Annotated in this window: 13 protein-coding genes and 1 tRNA gene; 9 read left to right on the top strand and 5 right to left on the bottom strand. The window is 59.5% G+C overall.

The features are described 5' to 3' along the window. Window positions 1-170: 170 nt before the first annotated feature. From H586_RS0114475 to H586_RS0114460, 4 genes are all read left to right on the top strand, one after another. A complete protein-coding gene (locus H586_RS0114475) occupies window positions 171-968 on the top strand; it encodes a DUF3100 domain-containing protein (protein ID WP_011368797.1) in 798 nt (265 codons plus the stop codon). A gap of 3 nt (window positions 969-971) precedes the next feature. Beyond that, complete coding sequence (locus H586_RS0114470) at window positions 972-1,418, top strand: hypothetical protein (protein WP_011368798.1); 447 nt, start codon at window positions 972-974, stop codon at window positions 1,416-1,418. Beyond that, entirely contained in the window at window positions 1,419-2,576 is a 1,158-nt protein-coding gene (locus H586_RS0114465; protein ID WP_011368799.1) for a M20 metallopeptidase family protein, read from the top strand. Window positions 2,577-2,718: 142 nt separating this feature from the next. Then, on the top strand, window positions 2,719-3,951 hold the full coding sequence (locus H586_RS0114460; protein WP_011368800.1) for an L-serine ammonia-lyase, iron-sulfur-dependent, subunit alpha: 1,233 nt from the start codon (window positions 2,719-2,721) through the stop codon (window positions 3,949-3,951). Window positions 3,952-4,021: 70 nt separating this feature from the next. Here the strand turns inward: H586_RS0114460 and H586_RS0114455 are convergent, their stop codons facing one another. The 5 genes from H586_RS0114455 to cutC form a co-directional block, all read right to left on the bottom strand. Next, the gene (locus H586_RS0114455; protein ID WP_027182412.1) at window positions 4,022-4,729 is read right to left on the bottom strand and encodes an FkbM family methyltransferase; all 708 of its coding nucleotides are present in this window, start codon (window positions 4,727-4,729) and stop codon (window positions 4,022-4,024) included. A 48-nt stretch (window positions 4,730-4,777) separates the two neighbouring features. Further along, window positions 4,778-6,106: a hemolysin family protein gene (locus H586_RS0114450; protein ID WP_011368802.1), complete on the bottom strand. Its 1,329-nt coding sequence runs from the start codon at window positions 6,104-6,106 to the stop codon at window positions 4,778-4,780. A 207-nt stretch (window positions 6,107-6,313) separates the two neighbouring features. Further along, window positions 6,314-6,390 (bottom strand) — tRNA-Asp (locus H586_RS0114445). A 165-nt stretch (window positions 6,391-6,555) separates the two neighbouring features. Further along, on the bottom strand, window positions 6,556-8,865 hold the full coding sequence (locus H586_RS20255) for a PAS domain-containing sensor histidine kinase (protein ID WP_051364043.1): 2,310 nt from the start codon (window positions 8,863-8,865) through the stop codon (window positions 6,556-6,558). 192 nt (window positions 8,866-9,057) lie between these two features. After that, a complete protein-coding gene (gene cutC, locus H586_RS0114435) occupies window positions 9,058-11,484 on the bottom strand; it encodes a choline trimethylamine-lyase (RefSeq protein WP_027182411.1) in 2,427 nt (808 codons plus the stop codon). A 259-nt stretch (window positions 11,485-11,743) separates the two neighbouring features. Here cutC and H586_RS0114425 point away from each other — a divergent pair, with 259 nt between their 5' ends. The 5 genes from H586_RS0114425 to H586_RS0114405 all read left to right on the top strand — a co-directional run bounded on the left by H586_RS0114425 (window position 11,744) and on the right by H586_RS0114405 (window position 17,401). Then, window positions 11,744-13,180: a sigma-54 dependent transcriptional regulator gene (locus H586_RS0114425; RefSeq protein WP_027182409.1), complete on the top strand. Its 1,437-nt coding sequence runs from the start codon at window positions 11,744-11,746 to the stop codon at window positions 13,178-13,180. Window positions 13,181-13,448: 268 nt separating this feature from the next. Further along, window positions 13,449-14,789, top strand: coding sequence for a KamA family radical SAM protein (locus tag H586_RS0114420; protein WP_027182408.1), 1,341 nt, complete (start codon window positions 13,449-13,451; stop codon window positions 14,787-14,789). Further along, entirely contained in the window at window positions 14,780-15,829 is a 1,050-nt protein-coding gene (locus tag H586_RS0114415) for a D-alanine--D-alanine ligase family protein (protein ID WP_027182407.1), read from the top strand. Before H586_RS0114420 ends, H586_RS0114415 begins: the two co-directional genes overlap by 10 nt. 1 nt (window position 15,830) lies before the next feature. Further along, entirely contained in the window at window positions 15,831-16,886 is a 1,056-nt protein-coding gene (locus H586_RS0114410; protein WP_027182406.1) for a D-alanine--D-alanine ligase family protein, read from the top strand. After that, entirely contained in the window at window positions 16,871-17,401 is a 531-nt protein-coding gene (locus tag H586_RS0114405; protein WP_051364041.1) for a GNAT family N-acetyltransferase, read from the top strand. The genes H586_RS0114410 and H586_RS0114405 overlap by 16 nt, the downstream gene beginning before the upstream one ends. Window positions 17,402-17,427: the final 26 nt, after the last annotated feature.

Genomic DNA, 17,427 nt, shown 5'->3' with positions numbered 1-17,427 from the left:
TCGGACACGTTTATGACATGGCCATAATGTCCCGAACCAGTAACAGCAAAAGGGAGTACACACCCGAGGGGAAAAACGCAGTATCGACGGAGGAGGAGCACCGGCCGCGCCACATGACCAGCAGCCGGTGCCGCAAGGCTACAACATTTCGCAAACGCAGGATTACCAACATGTTAGATGCTATCAAGAACGTAAAGATCCATCTGCTCGTTCTGGCGCTGGTTGCCGTTTCCGAGCTGATCGGCATTCTCAAGTTCGAAGTCGGCCCGGGTATGCTGGTGCTCATACCCATGCTGTATGCCGTGTTTATCGGCACATTTCTCGGTCCTAAATTCCTCAAAGTTGTCAACGACAAGGACATGGACCATGCCAGCTCGCTCGTCAGCCTTACGCTGATGCTGCTGATGGCACGCTACGGCACGCTTGTGGGCCCCAAATTCTTTGAAATACTCAAAGCCGGCCCCGCGCTCATACTGCAGGAGTTCGGCAACATCGGCACGCTGCTCATCGGTATTCCCATTGCCATGTTCCTCGGACTTAAAAGGGAATCCATCGGCGCCGCGCACTCCATCGCCCGCGAACCCAACGTGGCGCTCATAGGCGACATTTACGGACTGAACTCGCCCGAAGGCCGCGGCGTTATGGGCGTATATATCTGCGGTACCGTGTTCGGCACAATATTCTTCGGGCTTACCGCATCGTTCCTCAGCATTTTCAACGTATTCCACCCCTATGCCCTCGCCATGGCTTCGGGTGTGGGTTCCGCCAGCATGATGACCGCCACCGTGGGCAGTCTTTCAGCCATCTACCCCGACATGGCCGAACAGATTCAGGCCTTTGGCGTGGCCAGTAACACGCTCTCCGGTCTGGACGGCGTATACATGTCCATGCTGATAGCCCTGCCCATGTCCAACAAGCTCTACAAAGTACTCTACCGCATTAAATACGGTAAACCCGAGGAGGCGTAACCAATGAGCAAGATTACAGAAGCTGCCATCGTGCTTGCGCTCGTCGGCGTTATAACCCTTGTGGGCAACTGGATAGGCTACGGATTCGGTCTGGCAGAGGCGCTGCCCGGCATGGCCACCCTGTTCGTCATCTGTGTACTGGGTATTCTGGCCAACCGGTTCATCTACAAGCTGCCCACCGTACTGTACGTCATCACCATCGGCATGATTGTAACACTGCCCGGATTTCCCGGCAGTGCAACTGTGGCCGCGTGGGTGTCCAAGGTCAACTTCCTTGCGCTTACCACCCCCATCCTTGCGTACGCAGGCGTAGGCATAGGCAAAGACCTGCCCGCCCTGAAAGAAACAGGATGGCGTATCGTTGTGGTCAGCCTGTTTGTAATGGCAGGAACCTATGTGGGTTCCGCAGCCATCGCCCACGTTGTGCTGAAATATCTTGGAGAGATATAAATGCCTGTGAAGCCGGAAATCGAGGCCCGTTTCGAAGAGCTGAAAAGCATACGCCAGTACCTGCACTCCTGTCCCGAAGTGGGTCTGGAAACAGTGAATACCGCAGCGTTTGTAAAAAAACAGCTGGACGGACTGGGCATCGGATATGAAGACATCGGCGTCAACTCGCTGCTGGCCAAAGTGGAAGGCACTGCTCCCGGCGTGACAGTGGCCTTCCGGGCCGATATGGACGGACTGGAAACCTGCGAAGAAACCGGCCTGCCGTATGCTTCGCAGACCTGTGGCCGCATGCATGCGTGCGGCCACGACGGCCACACCGCCACGCTGCTGGCTTTTGCCGGGTATCTGGCGCAGCACCGCGATTTCAAAGGAACCGTGCTGCTGTTGTTCCAGTCCGGAGAAGAAGGCTACGGCGGAGCGCTGGAAGTCATCAAAGACGGTCTGTTTGAAAAATACAGCATCGACTACATGTTCGGCATGCACAACTGGCCGCCTTACGGCGAAAACCAGATGATCGTGCACAAAGGCACCGCCATGGCCTCCGAAGACCGCTTCGATCTGGTCATACGCGGCAAAAGCGGACACGCCTCCGTTCCGCACGCCTGCAACGAACCTTTCGCCGCAGTGGCCGACTTCATAAAAAACGCGCAGAGCATTGTTGCCCGGCGCATTTCGGCACATGACAAAGGCGTCATAAGCATCACACAGGTACACGGCGGCAGCGCCTACAACATCATTCCCGACGAAGTGACCATACGCGGCAACGTGCGTACCACCGACCCGCGCGTGCAGGACCTCATCGAGGAATCGCTGGCACAGCTGGCGCAGGGACTCGAGGTGACCTACGGCGTAAAAGCCGCCTTCACCTACCACCGCAAGCACCCGCCGGTCATCAACTCCACGCCGGATATGGCCATAGCCGCCGCGGCGCGTGTGGTGGGACAGGAAAACGTGCTCACTGAAGAACTGCCCGCCATGGGCAGCGAAGACTACGCCTTTTACATGCAGAAAACCAAAGGGTGTTTTGTATGGATAGGCAACGGCACGGATTCCGCGCTGATACATAACAGCAAGTACGACTTCAACGACAAGATCATTCTTCTGGGAGCTTCGCTGTTTGCGGAGTTGCTGGACGAGGTGCTGTCGGCACAGCCGTAACCTGCACAGTCACACTCAGGGGCTGTCCGGCTGCACGACGCCCCGCGGCGCTGAGCGCCGCAGACAGTGCACGCCGCCGCGGCCCGCGCGGCACGGCGCCGCCGGACAGCCTTTTTTATATACTGCACACAACGGAGTACATATGGACTCTCTCAAGGAACTCTACAAGGTGGGCAACGGCCCTTCCAGCAGCCACACCATGGGCCCGCAAAAGGCAGCCACAGAGTTTCTGCGGCGCACCCCGCAGGCTGCGCATTACCGTGTCACGCTGCTCGGCAGCCTTGCCGCCACGGGCAAAGGCCACCTGACAGACTGGATCATCAAAAAAACACTGGGTGAAGAACGCACGACCATTGTCTGGAAACCAGAAGAGGTACGTCCCTTCCACACCAACGGCATGGTTTTCGAAGCGCTGGACGCACAGGGGAACGTGCCGGAAGACCCCGCCTCCACCTGGGAAGTGTACAGCGTGGGCGGCGGCACCATAGCCGAACCGGATTCGCTGACACGCGGTGCCGGCAATTTTTACTCGCTGACCACTCTCACGGCCATCATGGGTCACTGCCGTGCGGACAACATAGAGCTGTGGGAGTATGTCGAATCTCAGGAAGGTCCGGGCCTGTGGCCTTTTCTGCAGGACATCTGGCAGGCCATGCAGGACTCCATAGAACGCGGACTGGGCAAAACCGGCCTGCTGCCGGGCGACCTGCGCTACCCGCGCAAAGCCAACGCGTTTTACAAAAAAGCCCGCATCCAGTCCGGCAGGCTGCGTTCCACCGGTATGACATTCGCCTATGCACTGGCAGTGTCGGAAGAAAACGCCTCCGGCGGGCTGGTGGTTACCGCGCCCACCTGCGGCTCGGCAGGTCTGGTGCCCGCCGTGCTGCGTTCGCTTAAAGAAGATTACAGCCTTGCCGACACAGAAATACTGAAAGCTCTTGCCGTGGGCGGACTGGTCGGCAACCTTGTAAAGGAAAACGCCTCCATATCGGGTGCCGAAGTGGGCTGTCAGGGCGAAGTGGGTACAGCGTGCGCCATGGCCGCGGCCATGACCGCCTATCTGTTCGGCGGTACCCATATGCAGATAGACTACGCCGCGGAAATGGCGCTGGAACACCATCTGGGCATGACCTGTGACCCCGTGGGCGGGTATGTGCAGGTGCCCTGTATAGAACGCAACGCGGTTTCGGCCATCAGAGCCATCAACGCAGCGGAATACACGCTGTTCACCGACGGAAACCACCGTATCAGTTTTGATCAGGTGGTGCAGACCATGGGCGAAACCGGCAGAGACCTGAAGTGCGGTTACAGAGAAACTTCACTGGCAGGGCTGGCCAAACACGCCTGCCTGACCAACTGCGGCAGCGGGTGCTGAAACTGCCCGCAGCAGATATATGACAAACGGCCCGTGCCTTGTGCGCGGGCCGTTCTGCGTGCGCCGTCTGCTAACGTAATGAGCGGTGCATAAACCGCAGCACACCCACTGCGTCACCCCGCGCGACACAGGACGTTTCTTCAAATCCGGACAAAAGCGCCCGTATGCGGGCCAGGTCACGCAGGCTGTGATACTCGATATACAGATGCTTCACGCCATCAAGCCTCGGCCCCAGACTTTCCAGAATTTCAGGCTCGCTCCCCTCGGTATCTATTTTCAGAATATCGGCATGATCTATGCCCAGTTCATCAAAGGCGCGTCCGGCATGACGCACATCCACATGTTCGCGCACCCAGCCTTCACCCTGAGGTCCGGTGACGCTGTGCAGCGAGCTCTGTCCTGCTTTGCGGGTATTAAGATTGAACAATTCCCTGCCGTCGTGGTCAGACAGGGCCACAGCATGCAGCCGCACTTCCGGGCATCCGGCCAGATTGCGCCGCAGGGCGCCGCACAACGCGGCAGAAGGTTCAAAGCAATGAATCACAGCGCCCTTGATATTCAGGTGCATGTACAGGGCAAAAAGCCCGACATTGGCCCCCACATCCACAATGACCGGCTTTCGGAAAACGCCTTTGAGACCTGTCAGCGGATATTCGTTGCGCAGAAAGATATCGCCCGCCAGAAAGGATTCTCCGGCGGGAACCGTAAGCCGCAGAACGTGTTCCCTGTACCTGCAGGTCACCTGTGTGAACTGCGGCAGCATGTCCGGTTGCTGCATTGCACCTCCGTGATCAACAGTTGAAGCCGTAAACCGCAGTGCGGCGCATCAGCGCCCGTCCGGACCAGCCGCAGACGGCTGCGAAGCCTCGTAACCGGAAATCCTGCTGGCCAGCACCTTGTCGATGCGCTTGCCGTCAAGATCCACAACTTCCAGCTGCCAGCCCTGCCACTCCGCCACATCACCTGTACGCGGCAACCGGCCGAAAAGCCACATCATCATACCGCTCAAGGTATGATAGCGGACTTTTGCCTCGTCGGGCACGGTTTTGAGGTCAAGCCTGTCCTTCAGTTCCGGCACAGGGATAAGCCCGTCCAGCAGCCACGAACCGTCGTCACGCTGCACAGCCCACATTTCGTCCGGATCGCGCGGGCGGAACTTCCCTGTGAGCGCTTCCAGCAGGTCCTGCAACGTGATCAGACCGGAAATATCACCGTATTCATCAACCACAAAAACCATCTGCACACCGGATTCCCGGAACTGTTCAAGCAGCTTCATGCCCGTCAGCGACTCCGGCACATACACAGCCGGCAGCAGATATCCGGTCAGTTTTTCTGCCGGTTCGTTTTTCAGCCGCTGCTTGAGCAGACGCTTGGCACTGATGACGCCCAGCACCTCGTGCAGACCGCCGCGGCATACCGGAAAGCGGGAATGATCAGAGGCCACCACTGTGTCCAGAAATCCGTCAAGCGGCTGCGTGATATCCAGAAACACAATATCGCTGCGCGGAGTCATCAGCGAAGGAATCTGCCTGTCGTCAAGACGAAAGACATTACGCACCATATCATGCTCGTGTTTTTCGATGACACCCGCCTGTGAACCTTCCGTCAGTATGGCGTGGATGTCCTCCTCGGTCAGGTTGGCGCTGCTCAGTTCAGTTTTGCCCACCAGCCGCAGCAGGGCATCCGTGGAAACAGAAAGCAGATACACAAACGGACGCGACAGACAGGCCAGCAGGGCTATGGGTCTGGCCATGCTGCGCGCTATGCCTTCGGCATTGAACTGCGCTATGCGTTTGGGCACCAGTTCGCCCGCCACAATGGAAAAATAGGTGATGCCCGCCACCACAACTGTGGTTGCCACGGCCGAGCTTGTCCCGCTTTCCAGACCGGCATTCTGCAGCATCAGGGCAAGAGGCCCGGCCAGTGCGGCTTCTCCCACTATGCCGTTCAGTATGCCTATGGCCGTTATGCCTATCTGCACAGTGGAAAGAAACTGGGTAGGCTCTTCACCCAGCCGGATGGCCACGGCTGCGGAACGGTCACCTTCTTCCGCCATTTTTTGCAGACGGCTTCTGCGGGCGGTGACAAGGGCTATCTCGGACATGGCAAAAACGCCGTTAAGAAGTATCAGGGCAACAAGAATGGCAATATCCACGCGTGTTCTCCTTTGTGCCGCCTGCCCAGACAGCGTGCCCGGCAAGGCAGACGGATATCATGCGGCCGCAGGGACTGCACGTGACGACACACGACCGTGCCCGCAACATAATGCCCTGCATAAGAAAAACAAGTCCCGCACGGGGAAAGAGAAGTCCGCGCAACAAAAAAAAGCCCTGATGTGATTACATCAGGGCTTTACTTGCAGTGGCGGAGCGGACGGGACTCGAACCCGCGGCCTCCGGCGTGACAGGCCGGCGTTATAACCGACTTAACTACCGCTCCGCATTGTCGGGAGTTTTCTCCCGCGTGGGAAAGGACATTTAGCGGACAGGGCGTTCCCCGTCAAGCTGTTTTTTGCCCTCCGGCAAACTTTCGCATAATTTTGCAACCGGCCGCAGGGCAGCTACGACACTGCCCCTGCCGCACAGGCAAGAGCCGATGCGCCGTTCAGCACAATGCGGGCAGACTGATGACGAATTCCGCGCCGCGCTGCGGGCCGCTGTTCAGATGTATCGTGCCCTGATGCTGTTTGATGATGAGATAGCTTACATACAGCCCCAGCCCCGTGCCTTCGCCCACCGGTTTTGTGGTGTAAAAAGGCTCAAAGCAACGCCGCGCCGCCTCTTCGCTCATTCCCGGACCGTTATCGCACACGCGTATCTCCACCCGCCCTTCAGGCTGCAGGCTGGTACGCAGCAGCAGTTCGGGTGCCGCATGTCCGGCCTGTTCACTCAGGGCCTGACTGCTGTTGCGCACAAGGTTCAGAAAAACCTGCTGCAGGTCCTGCACGCTGCACCACACCTGCGGCACATTCTCCGCAAAATCATACCGCACGCGCACCCGTTTTATGTCATATTTACGCTTCATGTCGTAATCCGTTTCTGCCAGCACCACGGCCTGCCGGATTACATCGTGGATATCGGCGCAGCTGCGCGGAGATTTTTCCGTGCGGGAAAAAGCCAGCATATTGCTGACTATCCGCGCCGCCCGCGAACAACTGTGCCGGATATCTTCCATAAAGGCGTATATGCCCCGCCGGTCCAGATATGTCTGCATGGCGTACAAATCCAGCCCCAGTTCACCGGCGGTATGCAGATTGGCCGGCAGACCGGTACCCATACGCCGCAGGCAGTTCTGTGCCGCCTGCGCAATGGCTCCCAGCGGATTGTTGATTTCATGCGCCATACCCGCCGCCAGACCGGCAACGGACAGCATCTTTTCAGACTGGATCATCATTTCCCGCAGCCGTACCCGCGATGTCACATCGTCCAGACGCAGCGCATATCCGCCGCCTCCGCCTTCCTTCAACGGATACATGGTCACGTCCCAGTGGCGGACAACGCCGTCATGCTCCCAGGCTGCATCTTCCAGATGCGCACACTCCGGCCCGTCCTGCACGCTGCCCAGCAGATTGCGCACAAAGGCAGGCCAGGCAAACAACCCGTCCAGTTCCCTGCCCGCCGCCTGCGCAGCGCTGATGCCCGTCAGCGATTCCGCGGCATGATTCCATCGGGTCACCCTGCCTGCGGTGTCCACAGCCACAAGCACCGACGGCATAACATCAATGAGTTCCTGCAGCAGAGACGTCACCGTGGCCAGTTCCGCCTCTGTGCGCTTGCGCTGCGTAATATCCTGAAACATCACGCACAGCACTTCGCTTCCGGCACGGAAAGCATGCACCTCAAAAGCTCCGGAAATGACATCGTCGGCGTAATCCAGCTGTTCGGAATGCCACGGAATACCGGTACGCATGACATTCGCGTATTCCGCAGGCACCACGGCGGGGTCGAGTTCAGGCAGCATTTCCAGCAGTTCCTGCCCGGCATACTCCGCCACCGTTATGCCCAGCATGGCTTCCGATGCGGGATTACCATGCAGAAAAGTAAAACGGCCGTCCTGATACTGCCACAGGAACACCCCCAGAGGCGACCTGTCGATTACCTGCTGAAGGCGTTCACTGTACAGGGCAAGCTCCCGGCGGGCCGCTGCCAGTTCGGTAATATCCTCAAACGTGGAAAAGACTTCCGCCGGAACGCTGCCGCCGCCGGTGAAAAGCGGTGTGGCACTGACCACCAGCCACCGCTGGGCTCCGGTTGTCTGGTGGCGGATGCCCATTACCCGGCCGGACACCGGACGTCCCGTACGCAGCGCAACCATGGAAGGATGAGCGCTGCCCGGCAACGGACTTCCGTCAACATCCACCGCCTGCCAGCTTCCGGAATGGCTGTCCATGCCGCGCATGGCATCGCTTCCGAGCCCCAGCAGACGTTCGGCAGCAGCGTTGGCGCATACAATGCTTCCCGTTCTGTCCTGAAAGACAACTCCCTGCGCCATGGTGTCGTACACAATGCGGTACCGTTCGTCTTCACGCCGCGGCGCACAGGGTGCCCCCACACCGGCCTGCGCATTTTCCGCAGGCGGCTCCTTTTTTCCGGTGTCCGTGCGGCCCCGCAGCAGCACTGCCCGCCGTCCGCGCCACTGTACTGCCAGCGCGTCGGCACAACAAAGCCTGCCGCACACCGTAAGCCCCGTAAGATGCTGCCATCCGGCCGCCAGCGCAGGCGGTATTCCCTGCACCGCAGCAGTCTCTGCCGCATAAAGCCCGCACCACACGGCCCCCTGCTGATTTGTCCACAGCATATGCCCGCTGTCCGCGGCAACTATCAGCAGCGGGTCATCCAGACCTGCCAGCAGCAGTTCATCAGCCACAGGGCAGCCTGTATACTCTTTCATCCCTTCCGAAACACTGTTCATCATGCAGACTCCGCACCCCCGTCACACAAAGCGGGGCAAACATACTGAGCCACCATAGCATGCCGCGGCGCGATACCCTACCTGTATACAAGGTATACTTTGCGCCTGCACAAAAACAAGGAAAGGGCCGCCCGTCGCGCGGCGGCCCTCACATACATACAAATCAATGATTTCCGGTCAATGCGGCCTGCCACGTCAGTGAAGCGCCGTCCGGCTGATTATCTCGTCCTGCACCTCTTTGCACAGCTCCACAAAAAAAGCGCTGTAGCCGGCAACACGCACCATAAGATCGCGGTATTGTTCCGGATGACGCTGAGCATCGCGCAGCATATTGTCATCAACATAGTTGAACTGCATCTGTCCGTTGCCCAGCACTGAGGCCGTTTTCAGCAGAGAAACAAGTCCCGCGCGTCCTTCCTGTGTTTCCAGACATCCGTGCACCAGTTTAAAATTATGTGCCATGCCCAGACTCATGGACTCCACATTCAGCCTGCCCACGGACTTTATGATGGCCGTGGGCCCCTTGCGGTCCGCCCCCTGCGAAGGACTCATGCCGTCGGAAAGCGGTGCACCGGCTGCGCGTCCGTCAGGGGTTGCTCCCACCATTTCGCCCAGCGGCGTATTGAACGACTGCGACAAGGTGCCGTGAATCAGACGGGCGTACAGTGTCTTGAACCCGTTGATCGTCTTTTCCGTGTAATCAATGATGTCGCGGGCTATGCCGTCGGCGTACTCATCATCGTTGCCGTATTTGGGCGCGTTACGGCAGTCGCGGCGCATCTGTTCAAAGCCGGCCCAGTCGGCATCCAGAGCCTGCTTCATTTCAGCCATGGTGTATCTGGCCTCGTCAAAGACAAGCCTGCGCACTGCGGCCATGCTGTCCGCGTAGGTTCCCAGACCGGCAAATATGGTTCCCGGTCCTTCATACAGCACCGCGCCGCCGGCGGTGACATCTTTGCCCGTCTGCATGCATCCGTCCACAAACAGCGACATGTACGGCGTGGGCATCAGGTCACGCACCAGTTTCTGGTTGATAACCGTTCCGCGCGCCGTCATTTCCATTATGTAGTCAAGCTGTGTTTTCACGGCAGCCTCAAACTGGGCATAGCTGGTAAACCCTGCAGGGTCGCCGGTATCCGGCGCAACGCGTCTGCCGTACGAACGCAGCACGCCTCTGTTGAACACCAGTTCGACTGCCACCGGCCACTGGGTAAAACCGCCCGCTGTCCACTGATGTATGCGCCCCGACTTCTGGGGTTCCACACAGCCCATCAGGCAATAATCGCGCGCATCGTCAAAGTCGAACCCCTTGCGGAGCATCATCCTGATATGGGCATCGTCAAAATGGCATGCGGGCATACCCGTACCCGCCCGCACGACATCCGCTATTTTTTCAAGGTATTCCTGCGGTGACTGGTTGTGAATGCGGCAGGCAAGCGAGGGCTGGTACACCCCGACGCTGCGCACCGCATCCATGAGCAGCAGTGTCAGATCGTTGGTGGCATCACCGCCTTCACGCTTCTGCCCGCCCACACACATGTTGATAAAAGGCATGTATCCTGCAAAATATCTGGCGGTGGCTCCGGGAGTATACCAGATCATCTCAGAGCATTTTATGATGAAGCACCCTGTCAGTTCAAAAGCCTGCTCTCTGGTCAGTGTCCCGTTACGGATGCCGGCCTCGTAGCAGGGGTATACATACTGGTCGAACCGTCCCAGTGAAGTGCTGCACTGGTTTTCTTCCAGCAGAAACAGCGACTGGATTGTCCAGACTGCCTGCAGGGCTTCATGAAAGGTTGCGGGCGGGTTGGCCGGCACCCTGGTGTTAACCTCGGCAATGGCAAGCAGTTCCTCCCTGCGGGCGGGATTTTGTTCCGCAGCGGCCAGCTGACGCGCATGCGCCGCCACCCGGCCCGCATACAGCAAAACGCCTTCACAGATGATAACCGCCGCCCGGTAGAAATCAGCCCCGCTGCTGTCTCCGGCATTTTCCGCATCCAGTCTTTCAAGATGCGCCTCGGCCTCGGCCTTCAGTCCGTTGATACCTTTGGTAAAAAGGATAATATCGTATCCGGGGCTGGTATCACCGCCGCCGCTGGTATGATGGTAGCTGAGGTCGCTGATTCCGGCCTCGGCGCAAAACTCCCACAGACCTTCCCGGCGGAAGGCGTCCTCGCAGACTTCATCAAGCGAGCGCCCCTCCCAGAAAGGAAACAGCTCCTCACGCATGATTTTCTTGTCGGCTTCGCTTATCATGTACGGGTCCTGCGGGCGTGTGCCTATGGTATCCAGTTCGTCCCGCAGCCACTTCCACGCCGTATCCGGTGAAAAAGCACCCGCGCGCGGCGCTCCGCAGGGGTGCCCCACAATCAGTTCGTCGTCCTGAATAAGCACGGGGGCGGTTTCGCAGGCACGCCGGAATCCCATGGCGCGGCGCAGCACCGGCGGCAGGTCGGGATACGCCTTTTCAATTTCGGTGTAGGCCATGGCGCGGCCTATGGTGATGCTCGGCTTCGCTTCAAGATAAGCGGCTTTCAACCGTCGCAGCCGTGCTGAAAGAGGCAGCCCGGCAGCCTGCCGCCGTCCGGTGTCGTCATGATACGAGTGTGTCACTGCATTCATTCCTGTCTTCCTTTTGCTGGTGTGTTCAAGGCAGAAAAAACAGCGGCCGGCATGCCGCCTGCACCGTCACGCAAACACCCCTGACATAAACCGGACAGGCCGTAATACTGAACCCCTTCCCCTTACGGGAGGGTTGCTTTTTTTTACTGCGGCCGCAGCGGCACCCCCCTTGCAAAACACCTGTAAAAAGCGCATTGGTTGAAAAATTTTCCGGGCATGCCCGCTTCACCTGCAACCCCCGCCCCCGGCGCCGCTTTTTATGCAGCACTATCTTGTGGCCACAGACAATCAGCCTGCAGCCAAGGCCATCACACGCAGTTTTTCCTCTCAGGCGGAACTGACTGTGGTGCACAGTCCTCAGGAACTTCATGCCGCACTGGGCAGACGCATTCCCGATGTTCTTTTCGCCGATGTTTCATGGCTGGACCGTTCGCCGGAGCGCACTCTGGACACCATACGCACCGCGCTGCGCGCACTGTGGGCCATAGCGCCCAATCTGGAAGTCATCGTGCTGGCCGGACAGGAAAACATACGCGAGGCCGTCAAATCGGTCCGGGCCGGTGCGGACAACTATCTGACGTACCCCGTTTCGGCAGAAGAAGCCGCCTATGTGCTTGAGAGCCTGCGCGAATCCCGCATGATGCAGACAGAGCTTGAGTATCTGCGCTCGTCGGCCGACGGCAAAACGCGTATCCCGCTGGAACAGGTGCACAGTACGGTCATGCAGACTGTGTTCGACAAAGTGCGGCGGGTGGCCGCCACAGACACAACCATACTGCTGCAGGGCGAAACCGGCACGGGCAAGGGGGTGCTGGCAAAGCTCATCCACGCCCGCAGCAACCGGTCCAAAGGTCCCTTCATGGGCGTGCACTGCGGTGCCATTCCCGAAACGCTGGTGGAAAGCGAACTGTTCGGCCATGAAAAAGGCGCCTTTACCGGAGCCAGCAAGCGCAAGCCCGGACGCTTTGAAGTGGCCGCCAAGGGGACCATATTTCTGGACGAAATAGGCACCATATCACTGCCGACACAGGTGCGGCTGCTGCAGGTGCTGCAGGACAAAGTGTTCCAGCGGGTGGGCGGCGTGAACGACATTCCTATGGAAGCCCGCATTGTGGCCGCCAGCAACGTTGATCTGGAAGAACTGGTAAAAAAAGGACATTTCCGTGCCGACCTGCTGTTCCGGCTCAACGTTTTTCCCATCAGAGTGCCCGCCCTGCGCGAGCGGCGCGAAGATATCCCCCTGCTGGCCGAGACTTTTCTGCAACGGCTGCGGCAGCGGCAGATGAAAAAAATTCAGGGCATCCACCCCGAAGTGCTGGCAGCTTTTCAGAACTACGCATGGCCCGGTAACATACGCGAACTGGAAAACCTGATGGAACGGGCCTATATTCTGGAAACCTCCCACATGCTCTCGCCCGATAACTTTCCGCAGGACCTGTTTGCAGGCGGCGCCCCGCTGGCCAACGTCTCGCTGGACCTTTCACTGCCCCTTGCCGCTGTGCGCAACCAGGCCAAAGAACAGGCCCAGCGCCGCTACATTGAAGAGCTGATAGCCGAATGCAGGGGCAGAATAAACCTGACAGCGGAACGCGCGGGCATAACCACCCGCCAGCTGAGAAAACTGCTCACCCGCTACGGCATCGACAAATCCGTGTACAAGCAGTCCAAAAGCGGAACTTCAGGTACCCAAAAATAAAAAACGGAACCGGACGTTCCGTTCTGTGATTCCGGCCTGTCACAAGGCCGGAACGCAACTGCCCGCCTGTTTTTCGCATTGCGCGCCTGCGCAACCGGAACATCATGTTCCGCCCCTGCTACAGCCACAGGCAACCTTACTCTATGATATCAGCATGATAAGCAATACATGCCATAATGGCATGGCAGTTGCTATCCGCGGCTCATTGCGCACGCTGTGCACACGGCAGCGCGCGGTAACCACTACAAGCAGAATCATGGAGAAAACGGTGACACTCAGCACTGCAGAACTTGAACAGGCACCCGCAGAGCCTCCTTCTCTAACGACGGCACTTTCCCGCGGCACGGCACAGGCTCCCTCGGCCCATGATGCCGCGTCTTTTTCCCGTACCCAGAACACCGCGTCCGGCTTTGTGCTGAGCGCCCGTTCCGATGCCTTCCGCAGGCGTTTTTACCCCGAAGTCAGCCAGAAGACATGGTCTGACTGGCACTGGCAGTACGCCAACCGCATCACCTCGCTCGGCGTGCTGGGCACCATGCTTGGGCTTTCCGAAGAAGAAGCCGGTGCCGGCACGGGGCTTGCCGCGCTGCCGCTGGCAGTCACCCCTTATTATGCGGCCCAGTTTGACCCGCACAATCCCGCACATCCCCTGCGGCGCACCATGGTGCCCACAGTAGAGGAATGGTCGCTGAACCCCGGCGAGTCCGCAGACCCGCTGGGTGAAGACAGCCACAGCCCGGTGCCCGGTCTTGTGCACAGATATCCTGACCGTGTGCTCTTTCTTGCCACGGATTCCTGCTCGGCCTACTGCCGTTACTGCACCCGCTCGCGCCGCGTGGGCAAGCCCTGCGCCGGCAGTGCCTCGCGCAGACGCTGGCCCGCAGCCATCGAATACATAGAAAATCACCCCGAAGTGCGCGATGTGCTCATCTCCGGCGGCGACCCGCTGACCATGACGGACAGTGCACTCAACCACCTGCTGTCACAGTTGCGCCGTATTCCGCATGTGGAATTCATCCGCATAGGAACCAAGGCGCCCATCGTCATGCCGCAGCGCATCACGCCTGCGCTTGTCCGCATGCTGCGCCGGTATCACCCGCTGTTCATGAGCATCCACTGCACGCACCCCGACGAACTGACGCCGGAAGCGTCTCAGGCGCTCAACCGGCTGGCCGATGGCGGTATTCCGCTGGGCAGCCAGACAGTGCTGCTCAAGGGCATAAACGATAACGTGCCCACCATGACAGCTCTTATGCAGGGTCTGCTCAAAAACCGCGTGCGCCCGTACTACCTGTATCATTGCGATCCGGTACAGGGTTCGGCGCATTTCCGCACGCCCATATACAAAGGCGTGGAGATAATCCGCGGCATGCGCGGCTTTACCACCGGCTATGCCGTGCCCACCTATGTGGTGGACGCTCCCGGCGGGGGCGGCAAAATTCCGCTGATGCCCGATTATGTTCAGGGATACGACGGCGAAGAGCTTGTCATGCGCAACTATGAAGGCGGCCTGTACCGCTCGTATGACCCCGCGGTGCCCCTTGCCGCACACAACGTGCACAACGCCGGCCCCGCAGGCCGCGCAGACGGAGACATGCCGTGCTTGTAGGCATTACATACGACCTGAAAGAAGAGTACCTCGCACGGGGCTATTCGGAAGAAGAAGCAGCTGAGTTCGACAGCCCCGCCACCATTGAGGGCATAGAAACCGCACTGCAGGCTCTGGGATACGAGACGCAGCGCATCGGGGCGCTTCCCGCGCTGGCCGCTGCCCTGCTGCAGGGACGCCGCTGGGATATCGTCTTCAACATTGCCGAAGGTTGTCACGGGTTCGGGCGCGAAAGTCAGGTGCCTGCCCTGCTTGACTACTACAGCGTGCCCTATGTGTTTTCCGACCCCATGACGCTGGGTATCTGCCTGCATAAAGGCATGACCAAGCATATCGTGCGCGACAACGGCATTCCCACCGCAGATTTTGTGGTGATCCGCGATCCCGCCGAAGCCGCGGCAGTGAGTCTGCCCTATCCGCTGTTTGTCAAGCCCGTGGCCGAAGGCACCGGCATAGGGGTTGGGGCCGCATCAAAGGTGCAGAACCCGCAGGAACTGGCCGCCGCCTGCGCCCGGCTCATCGACCGCCACAGACAGCCCGTGCTGGTGGAAACGTTTCTGTGCGGCCGTGAACTGACCGTGGGTATCACCGGTACCGGAGCAGGAGCCAGAACACTGGGCGCTCTGGAGGTGGTATTTGCTCCGGCAGCCGAATCGGATGTGTACGGATATGTGAACAAAGCCGAGTATCTGGAGCGCGTACAGTATCATCTGGCCGATGATGCCGATGCGCAGAAGGCCCGCCATGTGGCACTGGCAGCGTGGCGTGCGCTGGGCTGCCGCGACGGCGGACGCGTTGACCTGCGCTTTGACGCCCGCGGCGTGCCCAATTTCATTGAAGTGAATCCTCTGGCGGGCCTGAATCCTGTGAATTCTGACCTGCCCATCATGTGCTACAAGGCCGGACTGCGCTACGAGCAGCTTATCGGACAGATAATGGAGTCGGCGGTGGAACGTCTGAAAACGGACACAGGCCAGCGTTTTGTGCCTGCCGTAACGGCGGCGGCATACACCGGACATACGGGGACGGTGGCGGAATAATATGCGTGTAGCCGTTGTATACAACGCTGTGCAGCCCGACGGCAGACCCGATCAGGAAGACACCCTGCTTCAGGCGCGTGCGGTGCACGACGCCCTGATACGCCGCGGACACGCGGCGGAACTGCTCAGCATGACACTGGACCTGCATGCCGCCTCGCTGCGCATCGCGGCGCTGAATCCGGACGTGGTGTTCAATCTGGTGGAAGAACTTGACGGCGATATCGCCATGGCGCCGCTTGCTCCGGCGCTTTTCGCCCATGCGGGCATACCTTTCACCGGCGCGGACGCTGCCTCCATGACGCTTTCGGGCAGTAAGCTGCTGTGCAAACAGATACTGACCGGTGCGGACATATGCACACCGGCATGGGTGACGGCCGACGGCGTCTGCGGAGGCATGGGTGACCTGCCCCGCACTGCGGACGCGTTCATACCCGGCAGGTACCTGTGCAAGTCGGTGCATGAACATGCTTCGCTGGGGCTGGACGACAGCTGCATCGTGGACGCGGTGCAGACCGGCGATGTCATGGCGGCGCTTATGCGCTGCCGGACACGGCACGGCGGGACATGGTTTGCCGAACAATACGTGGAGGGCAGAGAATTCAACATCGCCGCCATTGCCGACGGCAACGGCGGGGTGCATGTGCTGCCCTGCGCGGAAATCGAATTCCGCGGCTACGCGCCGGAACGTCCCCGCATAGTGGGGTACGCCGCCAAATGGCATCAGGATTCGTTTGAATGCAGCAACACGGTCAGGCGGTTTGACTTCTGCGCGGAAGACTCGGCCCTGCTTGAGCTGCTGCGCACAGTCACGGTCCGGTGCTGGCGTGCATTCGGCCTTGCCGGATACGCGCGCATCGACTTCCGCGTCAAAGGAGACGGTTCCCCACAGATGCCCTACATTCCCTGTGTCATTGATGTGAACTCCAACCCCTGCATTGCCCCCGATGCCGGTCTGGCTGCCGCCGCAGAAAAAGACGGCATGGACTATGCCGGACTGGTGGAAGGCATTGTACAGGCAGCCGTGAATGAGGACCGCCCCCCATGCCGCAGACCATAAAGCCGGACCCCCCCGCCGGAACACCCGCGGCAGGGGCTGTCGCCTTCCGACGGCAGGTGCTGCCGCAGGATGCCCTGCTTGTACGGCGGGTTGTGGAATCCACAGGATTTTTTACGCCGGAGGAAGCCGACGTGGCGCAGGAACTGGTGGATGAACACCTGATGCACGGCGCGGCATGCGGCTATCATTTTGTTTTTGCGACGGAAGACGACGATATGGCGGGCTACGCCTGCTACGGTCCCACACCGGCCACAGAAGGAACTTACGATCTCTACTGGATTGCCGTGGCCCCGCACCGGCAGCACAGCGGGCTGGGCAGAGCCCTGCTGGCCGAAGTAGTGCATGATGTCCGCCTGACCGGCGGAAGACTGCTGTTTGCCGAAACCTCGGGCATACGGAAGTACGCTCCCACCCGCCGTTTTTACGAACGCGCGGGCTTTTCGGCCGAAGCCGTGCTCAAGGCTTTTTACCGCGCCGGTGATGACAAAATCATCTACCGGCTGGAAGTGGCCTGACGCACGGCAATCAGTGATCCTGCCCG

Source organism: Oleidesulfovibrio alaskensis DSM 16109 (assembly GCF_000482745.1).
Lineage (GTDB): Bacteria > Desulfobacterota > Desulfovibrionia > Desulfovibrionales > Desulfovibrionaceae > Oleidesulfovibrio > Oleidesulfovibrio alaskensis.
Note: the sequence above shows the minus strand (reverse complement) of the source record. Positions and strands in the feature narration are given on the sequence as shown.

What these genes read in the sequence shown, in the direction of transcription:
- H586_RS0114475 (WP_011368797.1), top strand. Translation starts at nt 171, where the DNA reads ATGTTAGATGCTATCAAGAACGTAAAGATCCATCTGCTCGTTCTGGCG.
- H586_RS0114470 (WP_011368798.1), top strand. Translation starts at nt 972, where the DNA reads ATGAGCAAGATTACAGAAGCTGCCATCGTGCTTGCGCTCGTCGGCGTT.
- H586_RS0114465 (WP_011368799.1), top strand. Translation starts at nt 1,419, where the DNA reads ATGCCTGTGAAGCCGGAAATCGAGGCCCGTTTCGAAGAGCTGAAAAGC.
- H586_RS0114460 (WP_011368800.1), top strand. Translation starts at nt 2,719, where the DNA reads ATGGACTCTCTCAAGGAACTCTACAAGGTGGGCAACGGCCCTTCCAGC.
- H586_RS0114455 (WP_027182412.1), bottom strand. Translation starts at nt 4,729, where the DNA reads ATGCAGCAACCGGACATGCTGCCGCAGTTCACACAGGTGACCTGCAGG.
- H586_RS20255 (WP_051364043.1), bottom strand. Translation starts at nt 8,865, where the DNA reads ATGATGAACAGTGTTTCGGAAGGGATGAAAGAGTATACAGGCTGCCCT.
- cutC (WP_027182411.1), bottom strand. Translation starts at nt 11,484, where the DNA reads ATGAATGCAGTGACACACTCGTATCATGACGACACCGGACGGCGGCAG.
- H586_RS0114425 (WP_027182409.1), top strand. Translation starts at nt 11,744, where the DNA reads ATGCAGCACTATCTTGTGGCCACAGACAATCAGCCTGCAGCCAAGGCC.
- H586_RS0114410 (WP_027182406.1), top strand. Translation starts at nt 15,831, where the DNA reads ATGCGTGTAGCCGTTGTATACAACGCTGTGCAGCCCGACGGCAGACCC.
- H586_RS0114405 (WP_051364041.1), top strand. Translation starts at nt 16,871, where the DNA reads ATGCCGCAGACCATAAAGCCGGACCCCCCCGCCGGAACACCCGCGGCA.